The following is a 24,160-nucleotide window of genomic DNA, read 5'->3' as shown; positions in this document are numbered from 1 at the left end:
GGGCCTTGTATTATTGCGACCAGGCCGTGGGCACCCGGTCCCAGCGGTGTGCCCGCAGGGCTTCCAGCAAACCTTCCGGCAGCCCTTTCCCGTCGCTGGTCGCCGTATTGGCCATCACATTGCGGGCCTTGCGCATGCCGGGGATAATGGTCCCCACATCCGGGTTTTCCAGAATAAAGCGCAAAGCCATCTCCGCCATGGTCATCCCTTCGGGCACCAGGGGGCGCAGCCGGTCTGCCCGGTCTGCACTGGCCTCCAGGTTTTCCGGCACAAAATAGGTCCCGCGCCAATCGCCTTCGGGGAAGACGGTGTCCCGGGTAATATTCCCGGTTAGCGTACCCTCATCGAAAGGGACCCGGGCTATGACCCCGATACCGTGTTCGCGGCAATACGGGAATAGCTTGTCTTCCGGGGCCTGGTCAAAAATGTTGTAGATCACCTGTACCGCATCCAGCAGCCCGGTTTCCAGGGCTTTCATCCCATTTTCGGGCTCCCATCGGTTCATACTGATCCCCATGGCAGCGATCTTTCCTTCTTTCTTAAGGTCTTCCACGGCGCGCTGCCATTCCTCCCGGTCTGCCCAGCCGTCGTCCCAGGTGTGGAACTGCATCAAATCTATGCGCTCCACCCCCATGTTCTTAAGGGATTTCTCGGTATACTCCCGGATGTGGCTGGCCGGGTAGGACTCCTCCAGGGTGTACTCCGGTTTGGCTGGCCAGCGGAAGTTCATCGGGGGGATTTTGGTCGCGGCGTACAACCGACGGTCCGGGTGTCGCCGCAGCAGGCGGCCCAGCAGGGTTTCGCTATGGCCTTCCCCATAGCCCCAGGCGGTATCAAAAAAGGTTACCCCCTGTTCCACGGCCAGATCCAGGGAGGCCTCGGACTGGCTGTCGTCCGAGCCTTTCCATCCGGCCATGCCCCACATGCCATATCCAATTTCACTTACGTCCCAGCCGGTGCGGCCGAATGTTCTGCTTTGCATAGTTGTACTGCTTTACTGCTAATGGTCTTTTTGATAGTGTTCCCTTAGGAAATCTTCTGCAAAATCGTTGGTCAGGTCCCGCACCACTGTATGCACATGGTTGGCATTGTTCTGGGTATTGTCGTATTCGATGAGCAACATGGGCCCCTGGATGCGATAATAATGGGGCGTGCCCCTTTGGGTGCCCCCTGCCCAGGCAAAGTGGAGCTTCTCCAGCCCCGCACTCACGATCTTCTGCCTGAAGGTCTCGGAAAACTCAAAGATATAATTCCCGATATAGACTTCCAACAATTCCCGTAATGCTGCCTGTTGGGCAGCATCCATGGCTGAATAGGAAAGTCCCAGGGGCTCCAGGACCGTCGCTTCCCGCTGGTTCCCGGTAAGGATTTCCCGGGGTGCCGATTCCGAAAAACGCGCAGCCTGCAGCTGGGCTGGCGAAAACGAATGGAGCAGGGCCAGCGCCAGGGTGGTTTCAGCCTTCAGGACCTGCTTGCCCTGCTCCGGGCCGGAGGGGACCACTGCAGGGTTAGAACCCATAAAGGAAGGGGTCGATGCCACAATGACGCCCCCATTGGCCGTGAAGTTCAGGGATAGATGGTGCCCTTCAAAACGCCATCCCCACGGTCCGGCTTCGGGGTCCCCGAACAGGGTGAAGTGATACTTCAACGGGTCGCGTACCAGCGTGCCATCCGCGAAGGTGTACTGGTTGCCCAGAGCAATTAGCACCTCCTCCAGGGCCATGATTTCCCGGCTCTTGCGATACCCCTCGGCGCTCAGGCTGGCCTGCAGCAGGGCCAGGGCAGCCGCCTTCTGGGCAGGGTTAAAATCGTGTAAGTTGGGCCCCAGCCGTTGCATGGGTACGTAATGGAAGCTTCCGCGGCTGGGATCTGCCAGCGGAAAAAGGGTCTGCTCGCGCATCTCCTCGGAGAGACTGCCCAGGAAATCCCTGGCCTTATGATCCAGGTCCTGCCCAAACACAGACGGGGAGGCACACAGCAGAAGGAAGGCAGCCAGGGCCTTGAGGAATGGTTTCATAGTTCAGGTATTAGCGGTTATAAAATTACCGGCCATCCCGGATGGATTTTTCAAAACAGAGGCTGTTATCCACCCCCGTGTAGGGTTCAAAATTCGGGATACGGGTATAACCATGGCGGGTATACAGGGCTACGGCTTCCGGATTCCGAAGACCGGTTTCCAGTACCAGGCGGTTATAGCCATCCTCCCCGGCCCAGGCCTCCAGGGCAGCCAGTACCGACCTGGCAATGCCCCGGCCCCGTAAATCGGGCACCGTAAACATCCGTTTTATTTCTAGCGCGGAACCTCCAAAAGGCTTCAGCGCCCCGCAGCCCACGGCTTTGCCATCCAGGTAACAAACCACCGCCCGGCTCAGGCCCTCCAGACCGTTATATTGATGATAAAAGGCGTGCTCCGCCCCGTCCCGAACCGCCAGGTCTGCATCCAGGCGCTTAACCAGGCTTCGGAAATCCGGATGGGCGGCATCGGTTCGCAACAGTTCCATTTGCAGGTGGGTTAGCCCAGGGTAAGCCCTTTGCGTTTCACCCAAAAGTAGGCAAATATCAGGTTGGGCACCCAGCACAACCAGGCCACTAATCGATAGGCGGGTATAAAATCGCCCAAGGCCAGGCTCAGCAGGGGCAACCAGAGCCGCAGGGTAACGGCCGCAAAACAAGCGGCAAAACTGTAGACCATCCACAGTCCATGAGCCTGGAAGTCGCGGATTCGTACACTCCTGTAGGCCATAACGGTAAAAAATATCCAGCTGATCCCCAGCAGGAAAAATCCCAGCCCGGCTACCCAGCCCCCGGTGGCGAAAAAGGACAGGTATACCCCACAAGCCCCGCTCAGCAGGGCCGAAATCACATAAGCGGCTCCCAGGCGTCGGTGCACGCCCAAATACTGCCGCCTCAGGCGCCGGCTGAACTGCGTCCACCCGGTGAGCAGCGAAAGCCCCCCGAAAGAAATATGCCCGTAAAAAGCCGCATTCCACACCGGGTCGGCCAACAGGGTCTCGCTCTTGGAACCCAGCAGGCCCATATCGGATTCCATGGTCAGGTACACCAGGGGGTACAACCCGATCAGCACGGCCAGCAGCCCGAAGGCGAACCAGGCTACCTTGTTGGTATGTGAAATCAATGTCATGGGATAGGGTTTAGCGGTATAGCCAACTGCTCAGGTCTGCATCCGGGGGTGCCGAATTGAAGATTCGCTGCATAATCTTGCCCACATACATGCTGTTGTAACGAAGCCGACTGATGTGGTTGGGCTGTTCCGGGTCTCCGTTCCAGCAGTGTTCGGCCCGGTCTCCATAGGCTACCTCCCCCTCGTAATACGGGTCGGTAGTGTTTTCCAGGAAATCTTCCATCAGGTACACGGCGTTGTTGAGGTAGTAATTGTCCATATCGCCGCAATACAGGTGGATCTTACCCCGGAGTTTGGGGCCCAGTTGCTCCCAATCCCGCTCCAGGATGTGCCTCAGGTCGTAGTTTTCCCGCCAGTAGGCAGCCACATCCGGGTTAATTTCCCCGGTTTGCTTGTCCCAGAGCCGCTGGGGGTAGCCATCCGCGGCCTGGGGCGAATAGGTGGCCTCCCAGATGTCCCACTGCTGGCCGGAGCGGCTCTTATCGCCAAGCACCCATTCCAGCTGGTTGTACTCCCGCACGGTAGTATGCACCTGGCCCAGGTAGTCCCGGTGGGCCGGGACCTCATTGGGTTTATGGGGGCTGTTGGTGTAATAGGCATTGGGGTCCTCGTAAATGTTGGTCAGGCAATAGGCCCTGAAGTCGATAGGATCCGGGCAGGCTGCAAAACAACCATTGTACTCGTCCGGGTATTTTACCTGCACGGCTAGGGCCTCCCAGCCACCGGTAGACCCCCCGTAGAGGAAGCGGGCCCAACCTTCCCCCTGCCCCCGGAATTGTTCCTCGATATACGGGATCAGTTCATAGGTAATGGCATCGCCGTAAGGACCCTGGCTGGCGGAATTTACCGCATAAGAGTCATCGTAATACGGGGTGGGGTGCTGGATCTCCACAATCAAAAATCGGGGGAAATCCTCCGAGGTCCACCGCCGGTAAAAATCATAAGCTTCCTGTTGCTGGATGATGTTATAGCCATCCACGCCAAAACGCTCCGAATACACGGGCTCCAGCTCCGGGTCCGGCGGGGTGGTGCGGAAGCCGCCAAAATCCGAGGGGAAATGCCCGTGGAACACCATCAGGGGATAACGCGCCTCGGGGTGTTCCTCAAAACCCTTGGGCAAGAGCACATGGGCCCCCAGGTAAATGTCCCGCCCCCAGAACTCCGACAGGCTGGGCGAACGCATCTTAATGTGTTTGATCCAGGGGGTGTCTTCCGGCTCGGGGATGGGCGGGATTTTCTGGTCCATGACCAGTTCTAAACCCTGCAGGCCGTTTTCCCCCACCGTTACTGTAACGGGCTGGCTGTACAGGTTGCCCGGGGAACGGTTCCACTGCTGTCCCTCGCCGTTATCCATGGGGAGTTTGACGGTGTGGCCGCTGGCGAGGTTAAAGGTCTCATATACGTGTAACAGCGCCTGGGCCCGGTACTCCCCGGGGGGCACTTGAGCCAGACTAGAGTACGGAAAGCCCGGGGCCGCGACCGTAAAAACCTCCCCTGCTCCGGGGGCCATCCCCTCCACATTCATCCCGAAAATGAGCTGGGTATTCAACCCGGCATTGATCTGGAAGCGGGGTTCGGCCGAAGGGTCGTCAGAAAGCATCAGCAGCAGGCGGCCGTCCAGGGCAGATTCACTCACAGCTTCGGTAAAACGGACCGTTACGGCAGGGGTTTCGGGTTGGGCATTAGGACTGCAGTTCCACAGCAGGCCTGCCGTACAAAGCAGGTAAAGGGCTCGTTTCATGGCGGTTGTTTCCCAAAAGATAGTGATTTTGGCCGTGGCCCAACCGCCCCGTTGGTCGAAAAAGGTATACCAAAACGGCGCAGATGGCGTTCTAACCCTAATCCTTAAAACCCGGAAACCATGAAAAAATTAACATTTCTGGCCCTTGCCGGCGTATTGAGCCTGGGGCTCGGCAGTTGTACCAATGACGAAGGGGATACCGAATTTGATGTACTTACCCCAACCGAGGAGCAGCAGCAAAAAGCCCCGCAACACCAGGCCGATTAACCCCGGCCGCCGTGGCGCTGGCGTGCCAACAGGGTGTTCTTGAGCAACATGGCAATGGTCATGGGCCCTACGCCCCCGGGTACGGGGGTGATGTAGGAAGCCTTGGGGGATACCCCTTCAAAATCCACATCCCCGCAGATGTAATACCCCCGTTCCCGCGATGGGTCCGGGACGCGGGTAATCCCCACATCAATAACCACCACGCCTTCCTTCACCATATCGGCCTTCAGGAATTTGGGCACACCCAGGGCGGAAACTATGATGTCCGCCTGCCTGCAGAGTTCCGGCAGATTGCTTGTGCGGCTATGGGCCAGGGTTACCGTGGCATTCCCGGCCGGGCCCTTCTGGCTGAGCAGGATGCTGATGGGCCGCCCCACAATGTGGCTGCGCCCGATCACTACGGCATGTTTCCCCGAAGTCTCCACCCCATAGCGTTGTAACAATTCAATGATACCAAAGGGGGTTGCCGAAATAAAGGTTTCCAGTTCCAGGGCCATCTTCCCGAAGTTGGCCGGGTGAAACCCGTCCACATCCTTGTCAGGGTGTACGGCCATCAGGACTTTTTGTTCATCGATATGTTTCGGCAGGGGCAGCTGTACGATATACCCGTCTATTTCCGGGTCGGCGTTCAGGGCGGCTACCAGCTCCAGTAACTCGGCCTCCGAAGTAGATTCCGGCAGTTGCTTCAGGGTAGATTCAAAGCCCACCCGCTCGCAGGCGCGCACCTTGCTGCCCACATAGGTGAGGCTGGCGCCATCGCTGCCTACAATAACCGCCGCCAGGTGGGGCACACGTTCGCCCCGCGACTTCATCTGCTGCACTTCGGCCGCAATTTCATCTTTGATGTCGTTACTGATTTTCTTTCCGTCGAGCAGCGTCATGGGGGTAGGTATTTAAAATTGAAAAAATGGAATTAGGGTCTCATATTCTGCATCATCTGCATCATTTGCTTCCCGCGGCCGCCCTGCATCATCTTCATCATCTTGCTCATCTGGTCAAACTGCTTCAGCAGCTGGTTTACCTCCTGAACGCTGGTTCCGCTACCCGCAGCAATCCGCTTTTTGCGGCGGGCGTCCAGCAGGGAAGGGTTGGTGCGTTCATCCGGGGTCATGGAATAGATGATGGCTTCGATATGCTTGAAGGCATCGTCATCCACATCCAGGCCTTTCAGGGCCTTCCCGGCCCCGGGGATCATCCCGATCAGATCCTTCATGCTCCCCATTTTCTTAATCTGGTGGATCTGGCTCAGGAAGTCGTCAAAGCCAAACTGGTTCTTGGCAATCTTCTTCTGAATCTTGCGGGCCTGTTCTTCGTCGAATTGCTCCTGGGCCCGTTCCACAAGGGATACCACGTCTCCCATCCCCAGGATGCGATCTGCCATCCGTGCCGGGTGGAACACGTCCACGGCATCCATCTTTTCGCCCGTCCCGATAAACTTGATGGGCTTGTCCACCACGGATTTGATGGATATGGCAGCACCGCCGCGGGTATCCCCGTCCAGCTTGGTGAGCACCACCCCGTCAAAATCCAGGACATCGTTAAAGGCTTTGGCCGTGTTCACCGCGTCCTGCCCCGTCATGGCATCCACCACAAAGAGGACCTCCTGGGGCGAAATGGCCTTGCGGATGTTGGCAATCTCGTCCATCATCTGCTGGTCTACCGCCAGGCGACCTGCGGTATCCACGATCACCACATTATGGCCATTGGCTTTGGCAAAGGCCACGCCGGCCTGGGCCAGCTTTACCGGGTCCTGGTTCTCCTTGTCGGAATAGACCGGTACGCCTATCTGTTCCCCGACTACATGCAGCTGGTCAATAGCCGCAGGACGGTATACATCACAGGCCACCAGCAGGGGGTTCTTGCTTTTTTTACGCTTCAGGTAATTGGCGAGTTTCCCGGAAAAGGTGGTCTTACCGGAACCCTGGAGGCCGGACATCAGGATCACCGTGGGGTTGCCCGAAAGGTCTACCCCTTCGGCATCCCCGCCCATAAGCTCGGCCAGCTCGTCCTTGACGATTTTTACCATCAGCTGCCCGGGTTGCAGGGTACGCAGCACGTTCTCCCCTATGGCCTTTTCCTTTACCCGGTTGGTAAATTCCTTGGCAATCTTAAAGTTTACGTCCGCATCCAGCAGGGCCCTTCGGATCTCCTTGGTGGTCTCTGCCACGTTGATCTCCGTAATCTGCCCATGTCCTTTCAGGACGTGGAGGGCCTTGTCCAGTTTCTCGCTTAAGTTGTCAAACATCTCTGAATCTCAATTTTTCAGGTCCTGCAAAGATAACGATCCGCATGGGATTGCGGAAGTACCCCACAGGGCAAGTTTTCCCGGATTTACCCTAAGGGGAAAGGCGTTCCTCCAGCGGTTCCCCCGGCCGGAAATACCCGTACCGGCCCAGCAGGGTCCCTGAATAATAGGAATCCAGCCCGCCAATAGCCACGGCATCCAGGGCTTGCAGGTCCAGGTCCCCATCTTCGGCAACGGCAGCATCGGGCAGTAACAGGTGTTCTACCCGGCCTACGATCAGGCGGGTGTCGTTGCAGATGCGGTGCTCTTCCTCAAAGCGCATCCCGATCCGGATCGGGCTTTCCGCCACAAAGGGGGCCTCAAAACCTTCCAGGTACCAGGGCGTTAGGCTGCTGGCCTCGAATTCGGAGACTTCAGGCGGAAACTTGCCGGAGGCCATGTGGGCCTGCCGGTGGATGCCGGCCGTAATTCCATTCAGGGTATACACCCCGGAGGCCTTCAGGTTTTCGTATGTGTGGCGGGGCACGGTGGTCGGGCGAAGAATAAAGCCCAGATAAGGCGGGTTAGCCCCCAGGTGTACCACAGAATTGAACACCCCCAGGTTTTCGATCCCATCCGGGCTGCGCGTCCCGATCAGGTGGGCCGTTTTATACCCGGCCACCTTGTTGATCAGGGTAGCCCGGTAGCGGCCGGGCAGGGCGTCCAGCTCCAGGGCATTCCAGTGTTTTTCCATGACCTTTTTACCGCAAAGATACGCAGGGGCCCCGGGGGCGTTCAAATATCCGGTGGAAATTGCGTAATATCGGGCTTATGCCTGGTCATGTCGCACATAGTGCCAACACCCCGCCCTACCGCCCCCCGGGATATGTCCTCCCGTTAATTGTCCTTTCCCAATTCTGTGGGACTTCCCTCTGGTTTGCCTCCAACGGCATTATCGGGGAGCTCACGGCTTCCTTTGGCCTGCCCGCAGCCGCCCTGGGCTACCTGACTTCGGCCGTGCAACTGGGGTTTATTGCCGGCACCCTCCTCTTTGCCCTGCTCACCCTGGCGGACCGGTATTCCCCCTCCCGCCTGTTTTTCGGGTGTGCCCTGCTGGGCGCTTTGGCCAACCTGGGGCTGGGGCTGGGCCAGCACACCCTGACCTCCCTGCTTTTGCTGCGTTTCGTTACCGGGTTTTTCCTGGCCGGGATTTACCCGGTAGGAATGAAGATTGCCTCGGACTATTTCGGGAAAGGCCTGGGGACCTCCCTGGGGTACCTGGTGGGAGCCCTGGTACTGGGCACAGCCCTGCCCCACCTGTTGCGCTGGGCGCAGATCGGAAACTCCTGGGAAGGGGTGCTTTGGGCCACCTCAGGCCTGGCCGCCCTGGGGGGCATGGCCATGGCCTTCCTCCCGGACGGCCCCTTCCACCGGAAAATGCAGGCACCAGAGTGGGGCGCCTTCCTGCAGGTCTTCCGGGACCGGCAATTCCGGGCGTCGGCCTTTGGCTATTTTGGCCATATGTGGGAACTCTATGCCTTCTGGGCCTTCGTTCCCGTTTTACTGCGGGAATACGCTGCCCAGAGCGCGGGCTGGGAATACTCCCCTTCCCTCTGGGCCTTTTACATCCTCGGCATTGGCGGGCCCGCCTGTGTACTGGGCGGCTACCTCTCCCGGAAATGGGGGGCCAGAGCAGTGGCCCGCACCGCCCTGGTGGCTTCGGGCTGCTGTTGCCTGCTGGCGCCCTTTGCCTTTTCCTGCCCACCGCCCGTTTTTTTGGGATTCCTGCTTTTCTGGGGGATGGTTGTCATTGCGGATTCGCCCCTGCTTTCTACCCTGGTGGCCCAAAGCGCCCCCGCAGACCGCAAAGGGACGGCCCTGACCATCGCTACCTCCATCGGGTTTGCCATTACCATTGTGAGTATCGAAAGCCTTTCCGCCCTGCTGCAATCCTGGGATTCCCCCCTGGCCTACCTCCTGCTCGCCATGGGTCCGGCATTGGGGGTGGTGGCCCTGGGCCGTACTCCCGGCCAAAGCTGAGTTGCAGCTGAGTAGGGTAGTTTTGCTTTGGGGGCGGGCGGGTCTAAAAGAAAAGGGCGGCACCTTTGCAGGTACCGCCCTTCTCAGACAAATAAGGGGCAAAAAAGAAGGTTACAGCCTTTCGAAGGTCAGGAAATCGGTCCCCCCATTCCCCCCGCTTACATCGGTAAGGCGGATGCGGGTGGAGGTGTATTCCAGGATATCCCAGTCGTCATTCAGGTCCTCGAAAAGGAGGGACCCACTGAAGAACAGGTTAAAATCCACATCATTCGAGCTGCTGGAGCTGTCGTCCGGGCTGCTGTCCGAATGGGTTACGGACCAGGTGCCGCTCACTTCAGTGCCGTCCTTGGCAGCCACCACCGTACCATCGGTCCCGAAGGTGAAGACGTATCCGTTAAAATCGGCCGTCTCTTCCTTATCGGTGTCGAAGAAATAGGTGATGCGCCATTGTCCTTCCTCGGCTGTTGCCCGTAGGGCTGCTGCGTCGGCAGCGGTCAGGTTGCCCTGTACCTCATCTTCCGAAGGATCGCAGGATATCAGGAAGAGGGGCAAAAGCAGGGCAAGGATTCTCATTTTCAGTTTCATAGCAGTAGGGGTTTTCAGGTTCATATAGTGTTCCCGGGGTTCCGGATTATTTTTCAAAGACCAGTACCGTCACGGTTCCGTCTCCGCTAACATCCTTTACTTCCAGACGGTTTGCGGTAATGGAAACAAAATCCCAGTCGTCGGTCAGGTCTGCAAAGACATCGGCATCGGCACCCAGGTTCAGGTATACCTTCAGCTGGCCGTCGTGATCCCGGATTACGCGCCACAAGCCGTCTTTTACCGGGTCCATATTGGTAGACACAGACAGGATATGTTCGGCCCCAAAGGCGAAATCGTATCCGGCGTAGTCTGCAGTAGTGTCCATATCGCCTTCCACATAGCTGGCTACGGTCCAGTTGCCGCCCATCATAATATTGCGGATCTCGGCTACATCGCCATCTGTGGCGTTGGCACATACACGCTCCAGGATCAGTTCGTAGTCAATCTCGTCCACGCGGAACTTCAGGCGGGTATTGGTCAGGTCGCGCAGGGGCCACTCGAAGCTAACTCCGGGTTCTGCACCCATACTGATCAGCAATGCCAGTTCTCCGGAGGCCGCCGTACCGATCTCCCAGGTCCCTTCGTTCACGGTAATCCCGTTGCTCAGGGTAACAACCCCTTCGCCCTGGAACTGGAATTCGTATCCGATCAGGCGGTCGATCTCCTCGCCCTGGTTCTTCACGGTCTTGATAATCCAGCTGCATTCCCGCAGGATCTGCGCCAGGGTTTCGGGTAAAACAACCCCGCCGGAATTGTCGCACATGCGCTCCATGATAATGCGGTTGCCGCCTTCCTCATACAGCTTGATCTTGCCTTCGCCAACCTCGCAGACCTTCCACACCAGGTTGAAGTCCACCAGGGTCTCGAAGCCCAGGGTCAGCAATACCCCACGGTCAGACATGCGCAGGGCCCATTCACCCATCAGTACATTGCCCTCACGGTCTTTAACCTCTACCATTCCGGTTTCGGAAAAAGTCATCTTATAGGCCTCGTATTGCCCGGTCTGATCTACGTCGTTGCGCTCTACCCGGGTTACAATCCAGGGGCATTCCACCAGATATCCGGACAGGCGCTCTACGGTAAAGTCGTCATCGTTATAATCGTCGTCGTCGTCCTCGTCGCAGGCATCCTTGGCCATACGCAGGGCAGCAGCCAGTTCGGCGTTGCTGTTCACCTGGATCTCGGTGCCATCGAACTTGATCAGGGTTACCGGGTACTCCAGGCTTACGATATCATCTTCGTCCAATTCGTCAAAAAAACGGCGCATCTGTTCATCATTCTCGACGGTTACCGTACCGGTTTGGGTGTTGTTGATGTCGAAGGTGTAAAAGGTAACCGGGTATACAAAATCGATACATTCAATATCGTCATCGTCCCCGCCTTCCACGCAGGTCTGCGCAAGCTCTTCCAGGGCAGCGCGGTTCTCAATCACAATTACAGAGTGATCTGCCAGGGTGATGGTAATCGGGAAAACGATTTCCAGCACATCCAGGTCGTCTTCGAATTCATCGAAAATCTCTTCGATCAGTTCCAGATCTTCCTTGCTGTCGATGGTAATATCGATCCCATTGACATTTACGGTGTAGGGAAAGTTCAGTGCAAAACAGCTGCTGCGGTCTACAATGTTGTCGAAAGAACCGTCGCGGGAGGACGTTTTCTCGATAAGGATTGCGGTTTCAGAGCTGGCTTTGAAGGAAACGCCCGCAGTATTGGACGTATTCACTTCCTCAAATTCCTCCTGGCAGGAGGTCAGGGACAGGGCCCCGAACAATAACAATGTGTAGGTGGCAAGGTACAGAAACTTTTTCATAACGATTTGGTATTTGTTGATATACGTCCTAATAACAACCGGCTTTGGGTTTACCCTACCCCCTTTTTACATTTTTTTAAAATATCTTTGACATAACCTCAAACCTAACCCGTTACCCCCGCATGGAAAACGTCTGCGACGAACAGGTATACAGCCAGCTATTCCGCACCCATTCCACCACGGTATTCAATTTCATCTTCTATAAGTTTGGCAATGAGGAAAAGGCGCACGATGCCGTGCAGGAAGCCTTCGTAAAACTTTGGGAGAACTGTGCAAAGGTTACCCCCGATAAGGCAAAAGCCTTTGTCTATACGGTTGCGAACAATTTGTATCTCAACGTGATTAAGGCCGAGAAGGTACGGTTGAAACACCGCCCGGACCAGGCCCCGGTTACCCGGCAGAGCCCGGAGTACCTGATGGAAGAACAGGAATTCGGGGAACGCCTGCAAGCCGCCCTCAACCGGCTGCCGGAAAACCAACGTACCGTATTCCTGCTGCACCGCATTGACGGCAAGAAATACAACGAGATTGCCGAATTGGAGGGGGTGAGCGTTAAGGCCATCGAAAAACGCATGCACCTGGCCCTGAAATCCCTGAGGGAAAATATTGATGGTATATAACCCCAATGGTGTTATGGGAGGGCCTCAATAGCCTTCGGGCACCTTAAAAACCAAGCTTATGACCGACCTGGAAATTGCCCAAAGCGTTACCCCAAAACACATACGGGACATTGCCGCCCAACTGGACATCCCCGAATCCCAACTGGAATATTACGGTACCGACAAGGCCAAACTTCCGCTCTCCCTAATCGACCCTAAAAAGGTAAAGGCATCCTATTTGGTACTGGTGACCGCCATCACCCCCACCCCGGCAGGGGAAGGAAAAACCACCACCTCCATCGGGTTAGGAGACGGACTAAACCGCCTTGGGAAAAAGGCTTTAACCGTAATCCGGGAACCCAGCCTGGGGCCGGTCTTTGGAATTAAAGGCGGGGCAGCCGGCGGCGGATGGAGCCAGGTGATCCCCATGGTGGACATCAACCTGCACTTCACAGGCGACTTCAATGCCATCGAAAAAGCCAACAACCTGCTGGCAGCACTGATCGACAACAACCTGCACAGTAAAGCAGGTAACCTGGGGATTGACCCCCGCACCGTGCTCTGGAAGCGTTGTATGGATATGAACGACCGCGGGCTGCGTAATATCATTTCTGGATTGGGAGGCAAAGCAGGCGGCTTACCACGTGAGACGGGATTCAACATTACGGCCGCTTCCGAGATCATGGCCATCCTCTGCCTGAGCGAAAACTTCGAAGACCTGAAAACCCGCATCGGGAACATCTATATTGGTGATACCTGGGAAGGCAAACCCGTATTTGCGCGAGACCTGAATGCCCAGGGTGCCATGGCCGTGCTGTTGAAAGATGCGGTTAAACCCAACCTGGTCCAGACCCTGGAAGGCAACCCCGCCCTGATCCATGGCGGCCCTTTTGCCAATATTGCACAGGGGACCAATTCAGTTATGGCTACCAAGATGGGGCTTAGCCTTGCCGATTATGTAGTAACCGAGGCTGGCTTCGGGGCAGACCTGGGAGCAGAAAAATTCCTGAACATCAAGTGTCGGCAGGCCGGGCTCTCACCGAAAGCCATTGTGCTGGTGGCTACCATTCGGGCACTCAAATACCACGGCGGAAAACCGCTGGACCAATTAAAAACGGAAGACACCCAAGCCCTGAAGGCCGGGATGCCCAACCTGGAACGTCATATTTACAGCCTGAAAAGTTTTGGCCTGCCCATCGTGGTATCCCTGAACCGCTTTGAAAGCGATACCGAGGCAGAACTACAAGTCCTGGCAGACCATTGCCGCAAATTACACGTACCGGTGGCCATTAGCGATGGCTGGGCCAAAGGGGGCGAAGGCTGTACAGACCTGGCCCGGGAGGTGGTGCAGGCGGCAGAGTCCTGCCAGGGGCGCTTTCACCCCACCTACAGCCTGGAAGACTCCATCCGGACCAAAATGGAAAAGATCTGCCGGACCATTTACGGGGCTAAACATGTTCTGCTATCCAACAAGGCAAGCGCACAGTTAAAGCGCTTTGAAAGTTTAGGATTTTCCGATTTGCCAGTCTGTATGGCCAAGACACAGAAAAGCCTGAGCGATGATGAAAAGAAACTGGGCCGGCCGGAGCATTTTGACATTAACATCCGGGAGTTTGAAATCGCCGCCGGGGCGGGATTTGTGATTCCCATTGCCGGGAATATTTTAAGGATGCCCGGATTGCCGGGCAAACCGGCTTCGGAAAACATCGATATTGATGCAGACGGGCAAATCAGGGGGTTGTTTTAATCCTATGATACGTTTTTTCTGATTTTGCTTTGGCACAACAAACCCCACCCCCGCCCGACTGCAAGATACCCATCCACCCTGCAATCCCCTCCCGGAGCCGACCGGCCGTTGAAGGATGCGCTCAGGCAAGAAACGGCTAAATGAAACCATACTTTATTGACTTTCATTTACTTACAAACCAGTCAGTCGGTTTTTGAGCCCGTAAAACCGTTGCCCGATATTTTCCCGCACTTTAACGAAAAGCCATCGATGAACAGCATCCTAACGGTGAGCGCTATCAAAAAAATCCTACTTTAGGGAGCCTTTAGGCAAAAGTGCATCCGATGCCCGCCTTTGGCAACCATCGCCATGAGAACAACCGAAATCACGGAAAAACCTTTAAAAACCGAGGCCCTGCTGGAGATCCTGCAGCAACTCGACCCCCCCCAGCGGCCCACCCGCACCCACCTTTTCTGGCCCTCCCATTCCCAATTGCAGCGAGCCGGAGAAAGCCTGAAGGATTTTCGCCGGTATACCGAACTGGCCTTCTGGGCCTATTTCGGCTTTTTAAGCATGCTTGCGGTTACCTTCCTGGTGGAACCCAACGGGTTTTCTGCCTCCCTGACCCTTCTCGGTTTTATCAGTTTTATGGGCTTGTTGCTCATTTCATTCTACAACCATTCCGACTTCTACCATGCAGTAGGCCGGGCACAGGAAGGAGAAAGCCCGCTGATCATCTTTTTCCTGGGGATGCCGCTATACTTCCTGGTTTACCTGCATCTGGAAAAACGCATGCGGGACGAACTGACCGACCTGTTGCGGGAGATGGGACTGTCGGAACCCCTGCAATCTGCCTCTTAAGGCGGTCATACCCCGAAGATTTTCTACCTTTGATCCAAAGCCTGAAAAATTTTTTAAAATTTCAGGGTATACCGGTAGGGTATCCTGCTACTTAATTGTTCATTAGGCATAAAGGCAAAGCCATGAAGCCCACATTTTTAGCCAGATGGATTAACGGCGAACTCTCCCCCGAGGAGTTGGACGCCTTCCGGAAAACCCCGGAATACGCCACTTACGAGCGTATTGCACGGGCTTCGGAACAGCTTCGTGCGCCTGAATTCGATGTGGAAGCCGCCCTGGAGCGCAGCCGCGACGCGCGGCACGATTCCAAAGGAAAAGTGATCCGCCTGCGCCCCTCTGCCCTGAACCGCTGGATGGGGGTTGCTGCGGCTGTGGTCCTGCTCTTTGGTGCAGCTTATTTCTATATCTCCTCCCGCCCGGCCCTGGTACAGACCGGGATTGCCCAGCAATCCGAGGTTGTTCTGCCGGATGCTTCCGAAATCCTGCTCAATGCGGGTTCGCAGGTAACCTACCGCGAAGAAAACTGGGATTCCAGCCGGAAAGTTCGCCTGGAGGGTGAAGCCTTTTTTAAGGTAGCCAAGGGAAAAACCTTTACCGTAGAAACCGGCATCGGGGAAGTAACCGTACTGGGGACGCAGTTCAACGTCCTGCAACGGGATAAGATTTTCATGGTGCGCTGTTTTGAAGGACTGGTACGCGTTCAGGCCGGCGAAAATACCGTGGAGCTCCCTGCGGGCACCGCTTTTAGAATGGTCAATGGACAGGTGGAACCTGCGGCGCCTGTTACGGATACCACCCCGGAATGGACCCGGAACGAATCTGCTTTCCGCTCCATGCCACTGGGATTTGTCCTGGAAGAATTCCAGCGGCAGTTCCAGGTAGAAGTAAACACACGTGGCCTGGACCTTAGCCAGCGATTTACCGGTTCCTTCAGCAACACAAATCTGAAAATGGCGTTAGAAAGTATACGAGCCCCACTGCAATTATCCGCCGACGTAAATGGGAACCAAATACTTCTATATGCCGCAGAGGCGCCTTAGGCATTTCCTTTTCCTGACCGGCCTGCTGCTATGTATGCTCCCCCATACCGGGGTGGCACAGGAGGGCTCCGGCCAAACCCGGCCCCTTGTAGAAGTCCTTCGGGCACTGGAATCCCAGCACCAAATCAAATTTTCCTTTTTGGACAAGGATTTACAACCCCTGCAGGTTACCCTGAAGGAAGGTTTGTCCCTGGATGCCGCCCTGGAAGAAATCCGGTTGCAAACCCAGCTGGAAATCAATCGGCTGGATCCCCGGTACTTCACACTTTCCAAACCGCAGCGCATTTCGGTCTGCGGTCGCCTGCTGGATAACTTTGCCTCTGAAGCCCTTGCCGGGGCCACCATTGAGGTGATGGGCAGCAACCAGACCGCGACCACGGATGCCGATGGCAACTTTACCCTGGGCGAGGTCCACCGGGATGCCACCCTTCGCTTGAGATTCCTGGGGTACAAAACGCGTTATCTGCCAGCCAGCCAGCTCCTGCGCTCCCAGCCCTGTACCACCCTGGTGATGTCCATGCAATACCAGCAACTGGACGAAGTTGTGGTCTATAAATTTCTCACTTCCGGCCTCTCCCGGGAGCCCGATGGCAGCATTCGGATGCGCCCGGCCGATTTCGGGCTGCTCCCGGGCCTTACCGAACCGGATGTTTTGCAGTCCATCCAGGCCCTGCCCGGCATTAAAAGTATAGACGAAACGGTTTCGGATATTAACATCCGCGGAGGCACCAACGACCAGAACCTCCTGCTCTGGGATGGGATTAAAATGTACCAGTCGGGGCATTTCTTTGGGCTGATCTCCGCTTTTAACCCATACCTTACGGAAACGGTTACCCTGATTAAGAACGGTGCCAGTGCCCGCTACGGCGAAGGCCTGAGCGGTATTATCCGTATGGATACCTTCGACGAGATCCGGCGGACCTATTTCGGGGGGACCGGTTTTAACCTCATCAGCGGGGATGCCTATGCGCATGTGCCCTTTTCGGACCGCATTGCGTTCCAGTTCAGCGCCCGCCGTTCGGTAACGGACTTGCTTAACACCCCCACCTACGACCTGTTTACCGAACGGGCCTTCCAGAACACCGAGATCAGTACCCTTGGGGGAGCGGACTCGGACCAGATTGCCGGGCGGGAAGAGTCTTTCTATTTCTACGACTTCAGCGGGAAACTCCTGGTAGACCTGGAAGACCGCCACCGCCTGCGCCTGAATTTCCTGTACATCCGAAACAGCCTGTTTTATGGGGAAACCCTCTCGGACAACAGCGAGAACCAGTCGGACCTGGATCAGCAAAATTTCAGCCTGGGCGGGCGGCTGGCCAGCACCTGGAATGACCGATGGACCACGGAGGTGAGCGGCTACCTGACCCAGTACGACCTGGATTCCTATTACCTGACCGAAAGCAACAACCAGCAGCTCTTCCAACTAAACCAGGTAAAGGAAACGGCCCTGAAAACCCGGGCGGATTACCACCCCATGGAAGGCATACGCTGGAGCAATGGCTACCAGTTCCTGGTTACAGGCATCACCAATATTTCGGAGGTGAGCCGACCGCCCTTCGAAAGCCGCATCAAAGATGTGCTGTACGCCCATTCCGCCTTCACCGAATGGGAATATGAGGGACCCGAAAAACGCCTGCTGACCACGGCCGGCCTGCGACTGAATTACCTGACCAACCCCGGGGATTTCCAGCAGGCGCTGCTGGAGCCCCGCCTGAGCCTGCGCTATAAGCTAACCCCCCACCTGGCCCTGGAGGCCCTGGGGGAATTTAAAAACCAGACCAGCCTGCAGAAGGTAGACCTGGAACAGAACTTCCTGGGGATTGAAAAGCGCCGGTGGATCCTGGCAGACCAGGACTCCCTGCCGGTGGTAACCAGCAGGCAGGCGTCCCTGGGCCTGCACTACGACCGGGGGAACTGGCTGGCCGGGGCCGAGGGGTTTTACAAGGAGGTAAACGGCATTACCACGGACACCCAGGGCTTTCAGAACGAAGCCCAGTTTAACGGGGAGATCGGGGCGTATTCCGTATATGGGGTGGAAACCCTGCTGAACTACAAAAGCGAAGCCTGGAGCACCTGGCTCAGCTATGCGCTTAACCGGAACACCTACCGCTTTCCGGACCTGGACCCCTCAGAATTCCCGAATAACCTGGACATCCGCCATACCGCAAGTATGGGAACCAACTACACCCGGGGCGGCCTAAAACTGGGCATAGGCCTGAATTACCGCAGCGGACGGCCGTATACCGAACCCGAACCGGAGCCCAATGCCGTGAACACTTTGGTATTCCCGAACCGGATCAACTTTCAACCCCCCAACTCCAGCCGCCTGCCGGAATACCTCAGGGCCGATGCTTCCGCAGTCTATTCCTTTGCCCTTTCCGAAACGGTGCAAGCCTCTGTTGGCGCCTCTGTCCTGAACCTCACCAACCGGAAGAACATCCTGAACGTGTATTACCGCCTTAGTGACCAAAATGAGGTGGAACGGATAGAAAGCATTTCCCTGGGGCTTACCCCAAACCTGAGCTTCCGCATCCGGTTTTAGGGCAGGCCATTTTCAAAATTGGCTATCTTTAGGTACAAATCCACGCCCATGCTCACCCTGCTCCGAAGCCTTCGCCGCGGCCTGCTACAGGAAAAGAAATTTGGCCCCTACCTCCTGTACGCCCTGGGTGAAATCCTGTTAATCATAGTGGGGATCCTGGCCGCCCTCTGGATAGACGGGTGGAACCAGCAGCGGCAGGAAAACCAGCGGGAGCAGTTTTACCTCCAGGGACTCAGGGAGGAATTTCAGCTGAGCCTGGTGAAACTCGACACCCTGATTGCCGTGAACCGGAAATCGTACGAAACCTGCATGGCCCTGGTGCAGCAAATCCCGGAGGCTCGCAGCCGGGAAGACGAAGCGGCCCTCTCCCGCATGCTGATCCCGGCCCTTTCCAATGAGATTGCCTATAACCCCAATAATTCCCTTTTGAAGGAAATCATCAGTTCAGGCGGGCTGGAAATTCTCTCCAACCCGGAGCTGCGGCAGCACCTCACTTCCTGGGAATCCTTCCTGCAATCGGTAAACCGGCAGGAGCAAAACCTCAGGAATATTCGGGAACGGACCATGGACGTGATGCTGGGCCCCCAAGGCAGCATCCTTATCCTGATGCGGGATGCCGGCATGGCTCATGGTTTTACGGACCCGGGGCGCCCGGGCAGGGAACACAGCAACCTGCCGCTGCTGCAGTCCCTGGAATTCGAAAACAAATTGCTGGTGTACCTCGTAACGGCCGAAAGCACGGAACGCTTGCATTACCAACCGCTGCGCAGGAAGATCTTGTCTATCCTGGAACAGATCGAAAGCGAACATTCAGGCCGCCGGTAACCCCCTTACATCCGCTCCGGAGTCTCAATCCCCAGCAGGGCACAGCCCTGCCGCGCCACCTCGCCCACTTTCCGGGCCAGTTGTACGCGAAACAGACGGTGGTCCGCATCGGGTTCACCCAGGATGGAGACCTGCTGGTAAAAGGAATTGAAATCCTTAACCAGGTCATAGGTATAATTGGCAATAAGGGCGGGGCTATACTGTTCTGCGGCCTGCAAAACCACCTGAGGGAACCCCTCCAGGTCTTTCAGCAGTTGTTTCTCTTTTTCATGCAGGGCCGGCAGGGTAGCCGGTACCGGCCGGTTATCGTCAAAATCCGCTTTGCGCAGGATGGACTGGATACGGGCATAGGTATACTGGATAAACGGCCCGGTATTGCCCTGGAAGTCCACGGATTCCTCCGGGTTGAACAGCATCCGCTTACGAGGATCCACCCGCAGGATAAAATACTTCAGGGCGCCCATCCCGATCTGGTGGTACAGGTTCTGTTTTTCGACCTCCGTAAAGCCTTCCAATTTCCCGAGTTCCCCGGAAATACCAGCGGCGGTTTGGGCCATCTCCTGCATCAGGTCGTCTGCGTCTACCACGGTACCTTCCCGGCTCTTCATCTTGCCGCTGGGCAGGTCCACCATCCCGTAGCTCAGGTGGTACAGGCGTTCGGCCCAGGAATAGCCCAGTTTTTTAAGAATCAGGAAAAGCACCTTAAAATGGTAGTCCTGTTCGTTGCCCACGGTATAGACCATCCCGGCGATATCCGGGTAATCCTTGACCCGTTGGATAGCGGTCCCGATATCCTGGGTCATATAAACGGCGGTGCCGTCCGCCCTTAGCACGATTTTCTCGTCCAGGCCCTCGTCGGTCAGGTCTATCCAGACGCTGCCGTCTTCTTTCCGAAAAAACACCCCTTTCTCCAGGCCCTCGGCCACCACATCCTTCCCCAGCAGGTAGGTGTCGCTTTCGTAGTAGAGCTGGTCAAAATCCACCCCCATCCGGCGGTAGGTTTCCTCAAAACCTGCATACACCCATCCGTTCATGGTTTTCCAGAGCGCTACCACTTCGGGGTCCCCGGCCTCCCATTTGCGCAACAGCTCCTGGGCCTCCAGCAGCAGCGGCGCCTCCCGCTCTGCCACCTTGGGATCGGTACCGGCCTCAACCATCTGCGCTACCTCTGCCTTATAAGCTTTGTCGAAGGCCACATAGTAATTCCCCACCAGTTTATCCCCTTTAAGGCCACTGGAATCCGGGGTTTCGCCCTGGCCAAACTTCTGCCAGGCCAGCATGCTTTTGCAGATATGGATGCCCCGGTCGTTGATAATCTGGGTCTTGTAGACCTTATGCCCGGCCGCCTTCAGGATCTCGGCCACGGAATACCCCAGCAGGTTGTTCCGGATATGCCCCAGGTGAAGGGGTTTATTGGTATTAGGGGAGGAATATTCCACCATTACCGCCCCCTTGGAATCCGGGGGGCATAAACCATACGCGGCATTGGTGCGGATCCCTTCGAAGAACTCCAGGTAATAGGCATCGCTGATCACCAGATTCAGAAAGCCCTTGATCACATTGTACCCGCTTACTTCCGGGCAGTGGTCCACCAGGTGTTGCCCGATGGCTTCGCCCACGGCTGCCGGGTTGGCCTTGATCCATTTGAGCATGGGGAAGACCACCACGGTCAGGTCCCCTTCAAATTCCTTGCGGGTGGGTTGCAGTTCTACCGCGGGCAATTCCACGTCAAACCCTGACTTTACGGCCTTCTTAACCCCTTCCGACAAGCGCTGTTCCAGTGCCATAGCTACGTAATTTCAAGGGGCAAAACTACGGAATTTCAGGGGTTTTTTCCCCACCCGCGACCGGTTTCTGCAAGTCTGGGCATTTGGTTATCTTTAGGGGATTGCTATGAAAAAAGACCTATGCTGGCGAACGTATCCTACAACAACCGGGAACTGACCCGTAAAATTGACGCCCTGGTCGGCAAACCGTTTACCCTGAAAGAGCGGTGGGCCATGGGCGGGATCGGGTCCCCGAAACTCATCATCCGGGAAAGCAGCACCCAGATCCGCAACCTCCTGCTGCTGGACAACAACCGGGACACCTGCAACATCGAGCTGCGGCCGGAGGGCGTTATCCTGCGCTTCCGCTCCCTGCTGGAAACCTATGGCCTGGTGATTCCCTACTACCGGCTAACCCTCTACAAGGGAGACCTGGGGGTCTATACCATCCACTCGGAACACCATTTTGTGCGGGTGGAGGCAGACACCCGGGCCGTTCAGAAATTTTTTGTCAAACTCCTGGGCGAAAAGGCCGAACGCCTGCCGCAGGGGCCGGAAACCGGCTACTGCTAATGGCACGTTGCCTTCCCCAAAATCCAGCATCTGCATGAAAATCCTGCTCACCGGGGCCAATGGGTATATCGGGATGCGGCTGCTCCCCCAGCTCCTGCAGATGGGGCATGAGGTAGTCTGCGCCGTACGGGACGAAACCCGCCTTTCGGTAGATGCCGAAACCCGCAAGCGCATTGAGGTGGTGGAAGTGGACTTCCTGCAACCCCCGCAGCCCGGGCTTTTGCCTGCGGATGTGGAGGTGGTGTATTACCTGATCCACTCCATGAGCGCGTCCACCACGGACTTTGATGCCCGCGAGGCCCGGGCCGCCGAACACTTCCTGGGTTATATGGAGGAGGTTCGCCCCCGGCAGGTGATCTACCTGAGCGGGATTGTAAACGACCAGGAACTCTCCAAACACCTCCGCTCGCGGAAACACGTGGAAGAGCTGCTCTACCAGGGCGCCTTTAACCTTACCGTATTGCGGGCAGGAATTATTGTAGGCTCCGGCAGTTCTTCCTTCGAGATCATCCGGGACCTCTGTGAGAAACTCCCGGTGATGATCACTCCCAAATGGGTGCTCTCCAGGACCCAGCCCATCGCCATACGGGACGTAATAAGATTCCTGACCGGGGTAATGGGGCGGGAAGATACCTTTGGGGAGTCCTTCGATATTGGCGGGCCGGACGTTTTGACCTATAAGGAAATGCTGCAGGGATATGCCCGGGTACGGGGGTTTCGCAACTGGATCTTTACCGTCCCGGTGATGACCCCGAAACTCTCTTCCTACTGGCTGTACTTTGTGACCTCCACCTCCTACAAGCTGGCGGTTAATCTGGTAGACTCCATGAAGATTGAGGTCGTGGCCCGGGACAACCGCCTGGCCGAAATGCTGGGGATACACCCCCACTCCTATGAGGAAGCCATTGACATGGCTTTCCGCAAAATTGAACAGAACCTGGTAGTGAGCAGCTGGAAGGACAGCCTGGTGAGCGGCCGGTTCGACCGCAACTTAGAGAAATATATCCAGGTGCCCCGCTACGGGGTCCTTACCGACAAGAAAGCCCTGAAGGTGCAGGACCGGGAGGCCGTGCTGGAACGGGTCTGGAAAATTGGCGGCACCACCGGCTGGTACTATATGGACGGGTTATGGAAACTCCGCGGGTTGATGGACAAACTGGCTGGGGGCGTGGGCCTGAGGCGCGGGCGCACCCACCCGGATAAAATCTATGCCGGCGACGCTCTGGATTTCTGGCGCGTGTTGCTGGCGGACCGGGAGGAAGGCCGATTGCTGCTCTTTGCCGAAATGCGGCTGCCGGGAGAGGCCTGGCTGGAATTTCGCATTGGCCCGGACCACATCCTGCATCAGAATGCCACCTTTCGCCCCAGGGGGCTCAAAGGGCGGCTCTACTGGTACAGCGTCCTGCCTTTCCACTATTTTATTTTCGGGGGGATGATCCGCAAGCTGGCCGGCACAGGCTGGGCACCAGCGGATAGCCAGGACTAGGCTTTCTCCCGCGGCAGGAAGACCTCCGCCATCATACACCGGGCGCTCCCGCCCCCGCAGGTCTCAATGGTATCCAGCGGGCTGTGGATCAACCGGCTGCTCTTTTCCAGGATAGCCACCTGTTTCGGTTCAAGGCTTTGGTAGGCGGTGCTGCTCATCACCAGCAGGCGCTGCCCGTCCGTACCAAGGACCTGCAGCATATTGCCGGCAAAGGCATGCATCTGTGCCTCACTGATGGGCACGATTTCCTTGCCGTCTGCCCGAAGGTGGTCCAGGACATTCTTGCGTTCCTTTTTGTCGTCTATGGCATCCAGGCAGATCACCGCAAAGGTCTCCCCCATACACATCATCACATTGGTATGGTAAATGGGTTTGCGCTGCCCGTCTACAGACTGGTAGGCGGTAAAAATAACCGGGGTCACTTCAAAGTCCTCACAGAATTCGATGAAGAGTTCCTCATGGGCCCGGTCGGACAGGGCGCAATAGGCCTTCTGGTGCACGCGGTCCTTCAGGATACTGCCCGTGCCCTCCAGGAAAAGCCCTTCCGCCTCAGCTGACGTATAGTCCATCACCTGATCAATGCGGAAGCCTTCGGCCTCCAGGCGTTCCAGGATATCCTCCCTGCGTTCCCGCCTCCGGTTTTCGGCAAACATGGGGTAGACCACCACCGTGCCGTTTTCGTGAAAGGAAACCCAGTTGTTCGGAAAAATGGAATCCGGGGTATCCGTTTCCAGGCGATCGTCCACCACAATAACCTCTACCCCGGCCTCCCGTAGGACCGAAACAAAGGCATCGAATTCTTCCTGAGCCCGGCGGTTGATCTCCGAATTGCGCAGGTCCAGGTCTTCCTGGAAATAGTTGTTTACAGCGGTCTGCTCGTTCATCCGGAACTGTACCGGGCGAATCATCAGGATGGTATTGGTGATCTGCATA

Annotated in this window: 22 protein-coding genes; 10 read left to right on the top strand and 12 right to left on the bottom strand. The window is 56.6% G+C overall.

Annotated features, from left to right (window positions below):
• Positions 1-10: 10 nt before the first annotated feature.
• Genes OZ410_RS07485 through OZ410_RS07465 form a run of 5 tightly spaced genes read right to left on the bottom strand, consistent with a single transcriptional unit; the run spans position 11 to position 4,883 of the window.
• Positions 11-982 (bottom strand): aldo/keto reductase, encoded by a 972-nt coding sequence (locus tag OZ410_RS07485; RefSeq protein ID WP_277707329.1) that lies wholly within the window; start codon positions 980-982, stop codon positions 11-13.
• Between the two features lie 18 nt (positions 983-1,000).
• Complete coding sequence (locus OZ410_RS07480) at positions 1,001-2,017, bottom strand: DUF3500 domain-containing protein (RefSeq protein WP_277707328.1); 1,017 nt, start codon at positions 2,015-2,017, stop codon at positions 1,001-1,003.
• Between the two features lie 25 nt (positions 2,018-2,042).
• Positions 2,043-2,501 (bottom strand): GNAT family N-acetyltransferase, encoded by a 459-nt coding sequence (locus OZ410_RS07475; protein ID WP_277707327.1) that lies wholly within the window; start codon positions 2,499-2,501, stop codon positions 2,043-2,045.
• A gap of 11 nt (positions 2,502-2,512) precedes the next feature.
• Positions 2,513-3,142, bottom strand: a complete 630-nt coding sequence (locus OZ410_RS07470; protein ID WP_277707326.1) for a DUF2306 domain-containing protein — start codon at positions 3,140-3,142, stop codon at positions 2,513-2,515.
• Between the two features lie 10 nt (positions 3,143-3,152).
• Positions 3,153-4,883 (bottom strand): alpha/beta hydrolase-fold protein, encoded by a 1,731-nt coding sequence (locus OZ410_RS07465; protein WP_277707325.1) that lies wholly within the window; start codon positions 4,881-4,883, stop codon positions 3,153-3,155.
• A 120-nt stretch (positions 4,884-5,003) separates the two neighbouring features.
• On the opposite strand from OZ410_RS07465, the gene OZ410_RS07460 reads away from it, so the two are divergent.
• Positions 5,004-5,150: a hypothetical protein gene (locus OZ410_RS07460; protein ID WP_277707324.1), complete on the top strand. Its 147-nt coding sequence runs from the start codon at positions 5,004-5,006 to the stop codon at positions 5,148-5,150.
• Here the strand turns inward: OZ410_RS07460 and folD are convergent.
• From folD to OZ410_RS07445, 3 genes are all read right to left on the bottom strand, one after another.
• Entirely contained in the window at positions 5,147-6,031 is an 885-nt protein-coding gene (gene folD / locus OZ410_RS07455; RefSeq protein WP_277707323.1) for a bifunctional methylenetetrahydrofolate dehydrogenase/methenyltetrahydrofolate cyclohydrolase FolD, read from the bottom strand. The genes OZ410_RS07460 and folD overlap by 4 nt on opposite strands.
• 32 nt (positions 6,032-6,063) lie before the next feature.
• A complete protein-coding gene (ffh, locus tag OZ410_RS07450; protein ID WP_277707322.1) occupies positions 6,064-7,395 on the bottom strand; it encodes a signal recognition particle protein in 1,332 nt (443 codons plus the stop codon).
• Positions 7,396-7,486: 91 nt separating this feature from the next.
• Positions 7,487-8,128 (bottom strand): flavin reductase family protein, encoded by a 642-nt coding sequence (locus tag OZ410_RS07445; protein ID WP_277707321.1) that lies wholly within the window; start codon positions 8,126-8,128, stop codon positions 7,487-7,489.
• Positions 8,129-8,205: 77 nt separating this feature from the next.
• Between OZ410_RS07445 and OZ410_RS07440 the strand changes: the two genes are divergently transcribed.
• Positions 8,206-9,414 carry an MFS transporter gene (locus OZ410_RS07440; protein ID WP_277707320.1) on the top strand — a complete coding sequence of 403 codons (1,209 nt, stop codon included), beginning with the start codon at positions 8,206-8,208 and terminating at the stop codon, positions 9,412-9,414.
• Positions 9,415-9,525: 111 nt separating this feature from the next.
• On the opposite strand, the gene OZ410_RS07435 is transcribed toward OZ410_RS07440, so the two are convergent.
• Together OZ410_RS07435 and OZ410_RS07430 are read right to left on the bottom strand one after the other, a co-directional pair.
• Complete coding sequence (locus tag OZ410_RS07435) at positions 9,526-9,999, bottom strand: hypothetical protein (RefSeq protein ID WP_277707319.1); 474 nt, start codon at positions 9,997-9,999, stop codon at positions 9,526-9,528.
• A 46-nt stretch (positions 10,000-10,045) separates the two neighbouring features.
• The gene (locus OZ410_RS07430) at positions 10,046-11,809 is read right to left on the bottom strand and encodes a hypothetical protein (RefSeq protein ID WP_277707318.1); all 1,764 of its coding nucleotides are present in this window, start codon (positions 11,807-11,809) and stop codon (positions 10,046-10,048) included.
• Between the two features lie 122 nt (positions 11,810-11,931).
• Between OZ410_RS07430 and OZ410_RS07425 the strand changes: the two genes are divergently transcribed.
• The 6 genes from OZ410_RS07425 (at position 11,932) to OZ410_RS07400 (ending at position 19,402) form a co-directional block, all read left to right on the top strand.
• The gene (locus tag OZ410_RS07425; RefSeq protein WP_277707317.1) at positions 11,932-12,429 is read left to right on the top strand and encodes an RNA polymerase sigma factor; all 498 of its coding nucleotides are present in this window, start codon (positions 11,932-11,934) and stop codon (positions 12,427-12,429) included.
• A 58-nt stretch (positions 12,430-12,487) separates the two neighbouring features.
• Complete coding sequence (locus tag OZ410_RS07420; protein WP_277707316.1) at positions 12,488-14,155, top strand: formate--tetrahydrofolate ligase; 1,668 nt, start codon at positions 12,488-12,490, stop codon at positions 14,153-14,155.
• A 348-nt stretch (positions 14,156-14,503) separates the two neighbouring features.
• Positions 14,504-14,995, top strand: coding sequence for a hypothetical protein (locus OZ410_RS07415; protein ID WP_277707315.1), 492 nt, complete (start codon positions 14,504-14,506; stop codon positions 14,993-14,995).
• Between the two features lie 122 nt (positions 14,996-15,117).
• The gene (locus OZ410_RS07410; protein WP_277707314.1) at positions 15,118-16,035 is read left to right on the top strand and encodes a FecR family protein; all 918 of its coding nucleotides are present in this window, start codon (positions 15,118-15,120) and stop codon (positions 16,033-16,035) included.
• Entirely contained in the window at positions 16,016-18,577 is a 2,562-nt protein-coding gene (locus OZ410_RS07405; RefSeq protein WP_277707313.1) for a TonB-dependent receptor, read from the top strand. Before OZ410_RS07410 ends, OZ410_RS07405 begins: the two co-directional genes overlap by 20 nt.
• Positions 18,578-18,625: 48 nt before the next feature.
• On the top strand, positions 18,626-19,402 hold the full coding sequence (locus OZ410_RS07400; RefSeq protein ID WP_277707312.1) for a DUF6090 family protein: 777 nt from the start codon (positions 18,626-18,628) through the stop codon (positions 19,400-19,402).
• Between the two features lie 5 nt (positions 19,403-19,407).
• Here the strand turns inward: OZ410_RS07400 and argS are convergent, their stop codons facing one another.
• Positions 19,408-21,189, bottom strand: coding sequence for an arginine--tRNA ligase (gene argS / locus OZ410_RS07395; protein ID WP_277707311.1), 1,782 nt, complete (start codon positions 21,187-21,189; stop codon positions 19,408-19,410).
• A gap of 120 nt (positions 21,190-21,309) precedes the next feature.
• Between argS and OZ410_RS07390 the strand changes: the two genes are divergently transcribed.
• Entirely contained in the window at positions 21,310-21,741 is a 432-nt protein-coding gene (locus OZ410_RS07390) for a hypothetical protein (protein WP_277707310.1), read from the top strand.
• A 34-nt stretch (positions 21,742-21,775) separates the two neighbouring features.
• Positions 21,776-23,227 carry an SDR family oxidoreductase gene (locus tag OZ410_RS07385; RefSeq protein ID WP_277707309.1) on the top strand — a complete coding sequence of 484 codons (1,452 nt, stop codon included), beginning with the start codon at positions 21,776-21,778 and terminating at the stop codon, positions 23,225-23,227.
• Here the strand turns inward: OZ410_RS07385 and ctlX are convergent.
• Positions 23,224-24,159 (bottom strand): citrulline utilization hydrolase CtlX, encoded by a 936-nt coding sequence (ctlX, locus tag OZ410_RS07380; RefSeq protein WP_277707308.1) that lies wholly within the window; start codon positions 24,157-24,159, stop codon positions 23,224-23,226. The genes OZ410_RS07385 and ctlX overlap by 4 nt on opposite strands.
• Between the last annotated feature and the right edge of the window lies 1 nt (position 24,160).

Source organism: Robiginitalea aestuariiviva (assembly GCF_029537735.1).
GTDB classification, from domain to species: Bacteria; Bacteroidota; Bacteroidia; order Flavobacteriales; family Flavobacteriaceae; genus Robiginitalea; species Robiginitalea aestuariiviva.
This window is presented reverse-complemented; position numbering and strand designations above follow the sequence as displayed.

Coding starts and splice junctions, on each gene's coding strand:
- OZ410_RS07480 (WP_277707328.1), bottom strand. CDS start 2,017: ATGAAACCATTCCTCAAGGCCCTGGCTGCCTTCCTTCTGCTGTGTGCC.
- OZ410_RS07430 (WP_277707318.1), bottom strand. CDS start 11,809: ATGAAAAAGTTTCTGTACCTTGCCACCTACACATTGTTATTGTTCGGG.
- OZ410_RS07400 (WP_277707312.1), top strand. CDS start 18,626: ATGCTCACCCTGCTCCGAAGCCTTCGCCGCGGCCTGCTACAGGAAAAG.
- OZ410_RS07435 (WP_277707319.1), bottom strand. CDS start 9,999: ATGAAACTGAAAATGAGAATCCTTGCCCTGCTTTTGCCCCTCTTCCTG.
- OZ410_RS07410 (WP_277707314.1), top strand. CDS start 15,118: ATGAAGCCCACATTTTTAGCCAGATGGATTAACGGCGAACTCTCCCCC.
- folD (WP_277707323.1), bottom strand. CDS start 6,031: ATGACGCTGCTCGACGGAAAGAAAATCAGTAACGACATCAAAGATGAA.
- OZ410_RS07405 (WP_277707313.1), top strand. CDS start 16,016: ATGCCGCAGAGGCGCCTTAGGCATTTCCTTTTCCTGACCGGCCTGCTG.
- OZ410_RS07415 (WP_277707315.1), top strand. CDS start 14,504: ATGAGAACAACCGAAATCACGGAAAAACCTTTAAAAACCGAGGCCCTG.
- OZ410_RS07465 (WP_277707325.1), bottom strand. CDS start 4,883: ATGAAACGAGCCCTTTACCTGCTTTGTACGGCAGGCCTGCTGTGGAAC.
- OZ410_RS07420 (WP_277707316.1), top strand. CDS start 12,488: ATGACCGACCTGGAAATTGCCCAAAGCGTTACCCCAAAACACATACGG.
- OZ410_RS07470 (WP_277707326.1), bottom strand. CDS start 3,142: ATGACATTGATTTCACATACCAACAAGGTAGCCTGGTTCGCCTTCGGG.
- argS (WP_277707311.1), bottom strand. CDS start 21,189: ATGGCACTGGAACAGCGCTTGTCGGAAGGGGTTAAGAAGGCCGTAAAG.
- OZ410_RS07475 (WP_277707327.1), bottom strand. CDS start 2,501: ATGGAACTGTTGCGAACCGATGCCGCCCATCCGGATTTCCGAAGCCTG.
- OZ410_RS07485 (WP_277707329.1), bottom strand. CDS start 982: ATGCAAAGCAGAACATTCGGCCGCACCGGCTGGGACGTAAGTGAAATT.
- OZ410_RS07445 (WP_277707321.1), bottom strand. CDS start 8,128: ATGGAAAAACACTGGAATGCCCTGGAGCTGGACGCCCTGCCCGGCCGC.
- OZ410_RS07440 (WP_277707320.1), top strand. CDS start 8,206: ATGCCTGGTCATGTCGCACATAGTGCCAACACCCCGCCCTACCGCCCC.
- OZ410_RS07390 (WP_277707310.1), top strand. CDS start 21,310: ATGCTGGCGAACGTATCCTACAACAACCGGGAACTGACCCGTAAAATT.
- OZ410_RS07425 (WP_277707317.1), top strand. CDS start 11,932: ATGGAAAACGTCTGCGACGAACAGGTATACAGCCAGCTATTCCGCACC.
- OZ410_RS07385 (WP_277707309.1), top strand. CDS start 21,776: ATGAAAATCCTGCTCACCGGGGCCAATGGGTATATCGGGATGCGGCTG.
- ctlX (WP_277707308.1), bottom strand. CDS start 24,159: ATGCAGATCACCAATACCATCCTGATGATTCGCCCGGTACAGTTCCGG.
- OZ410_RS07460 (WP_277707324.1), top strand. CDS start 5,004: ATGAAAAAATTAACATTTCTGGCCCTTGCCGGCGTATTGAGCCTGGGG.
- ffh (WP_277707322.1), bottom strand. CDS start 7,395: ATGTTTGACAACTTAAGCGAGAAACTGGACAAGGCCCTCCACGTCCTG.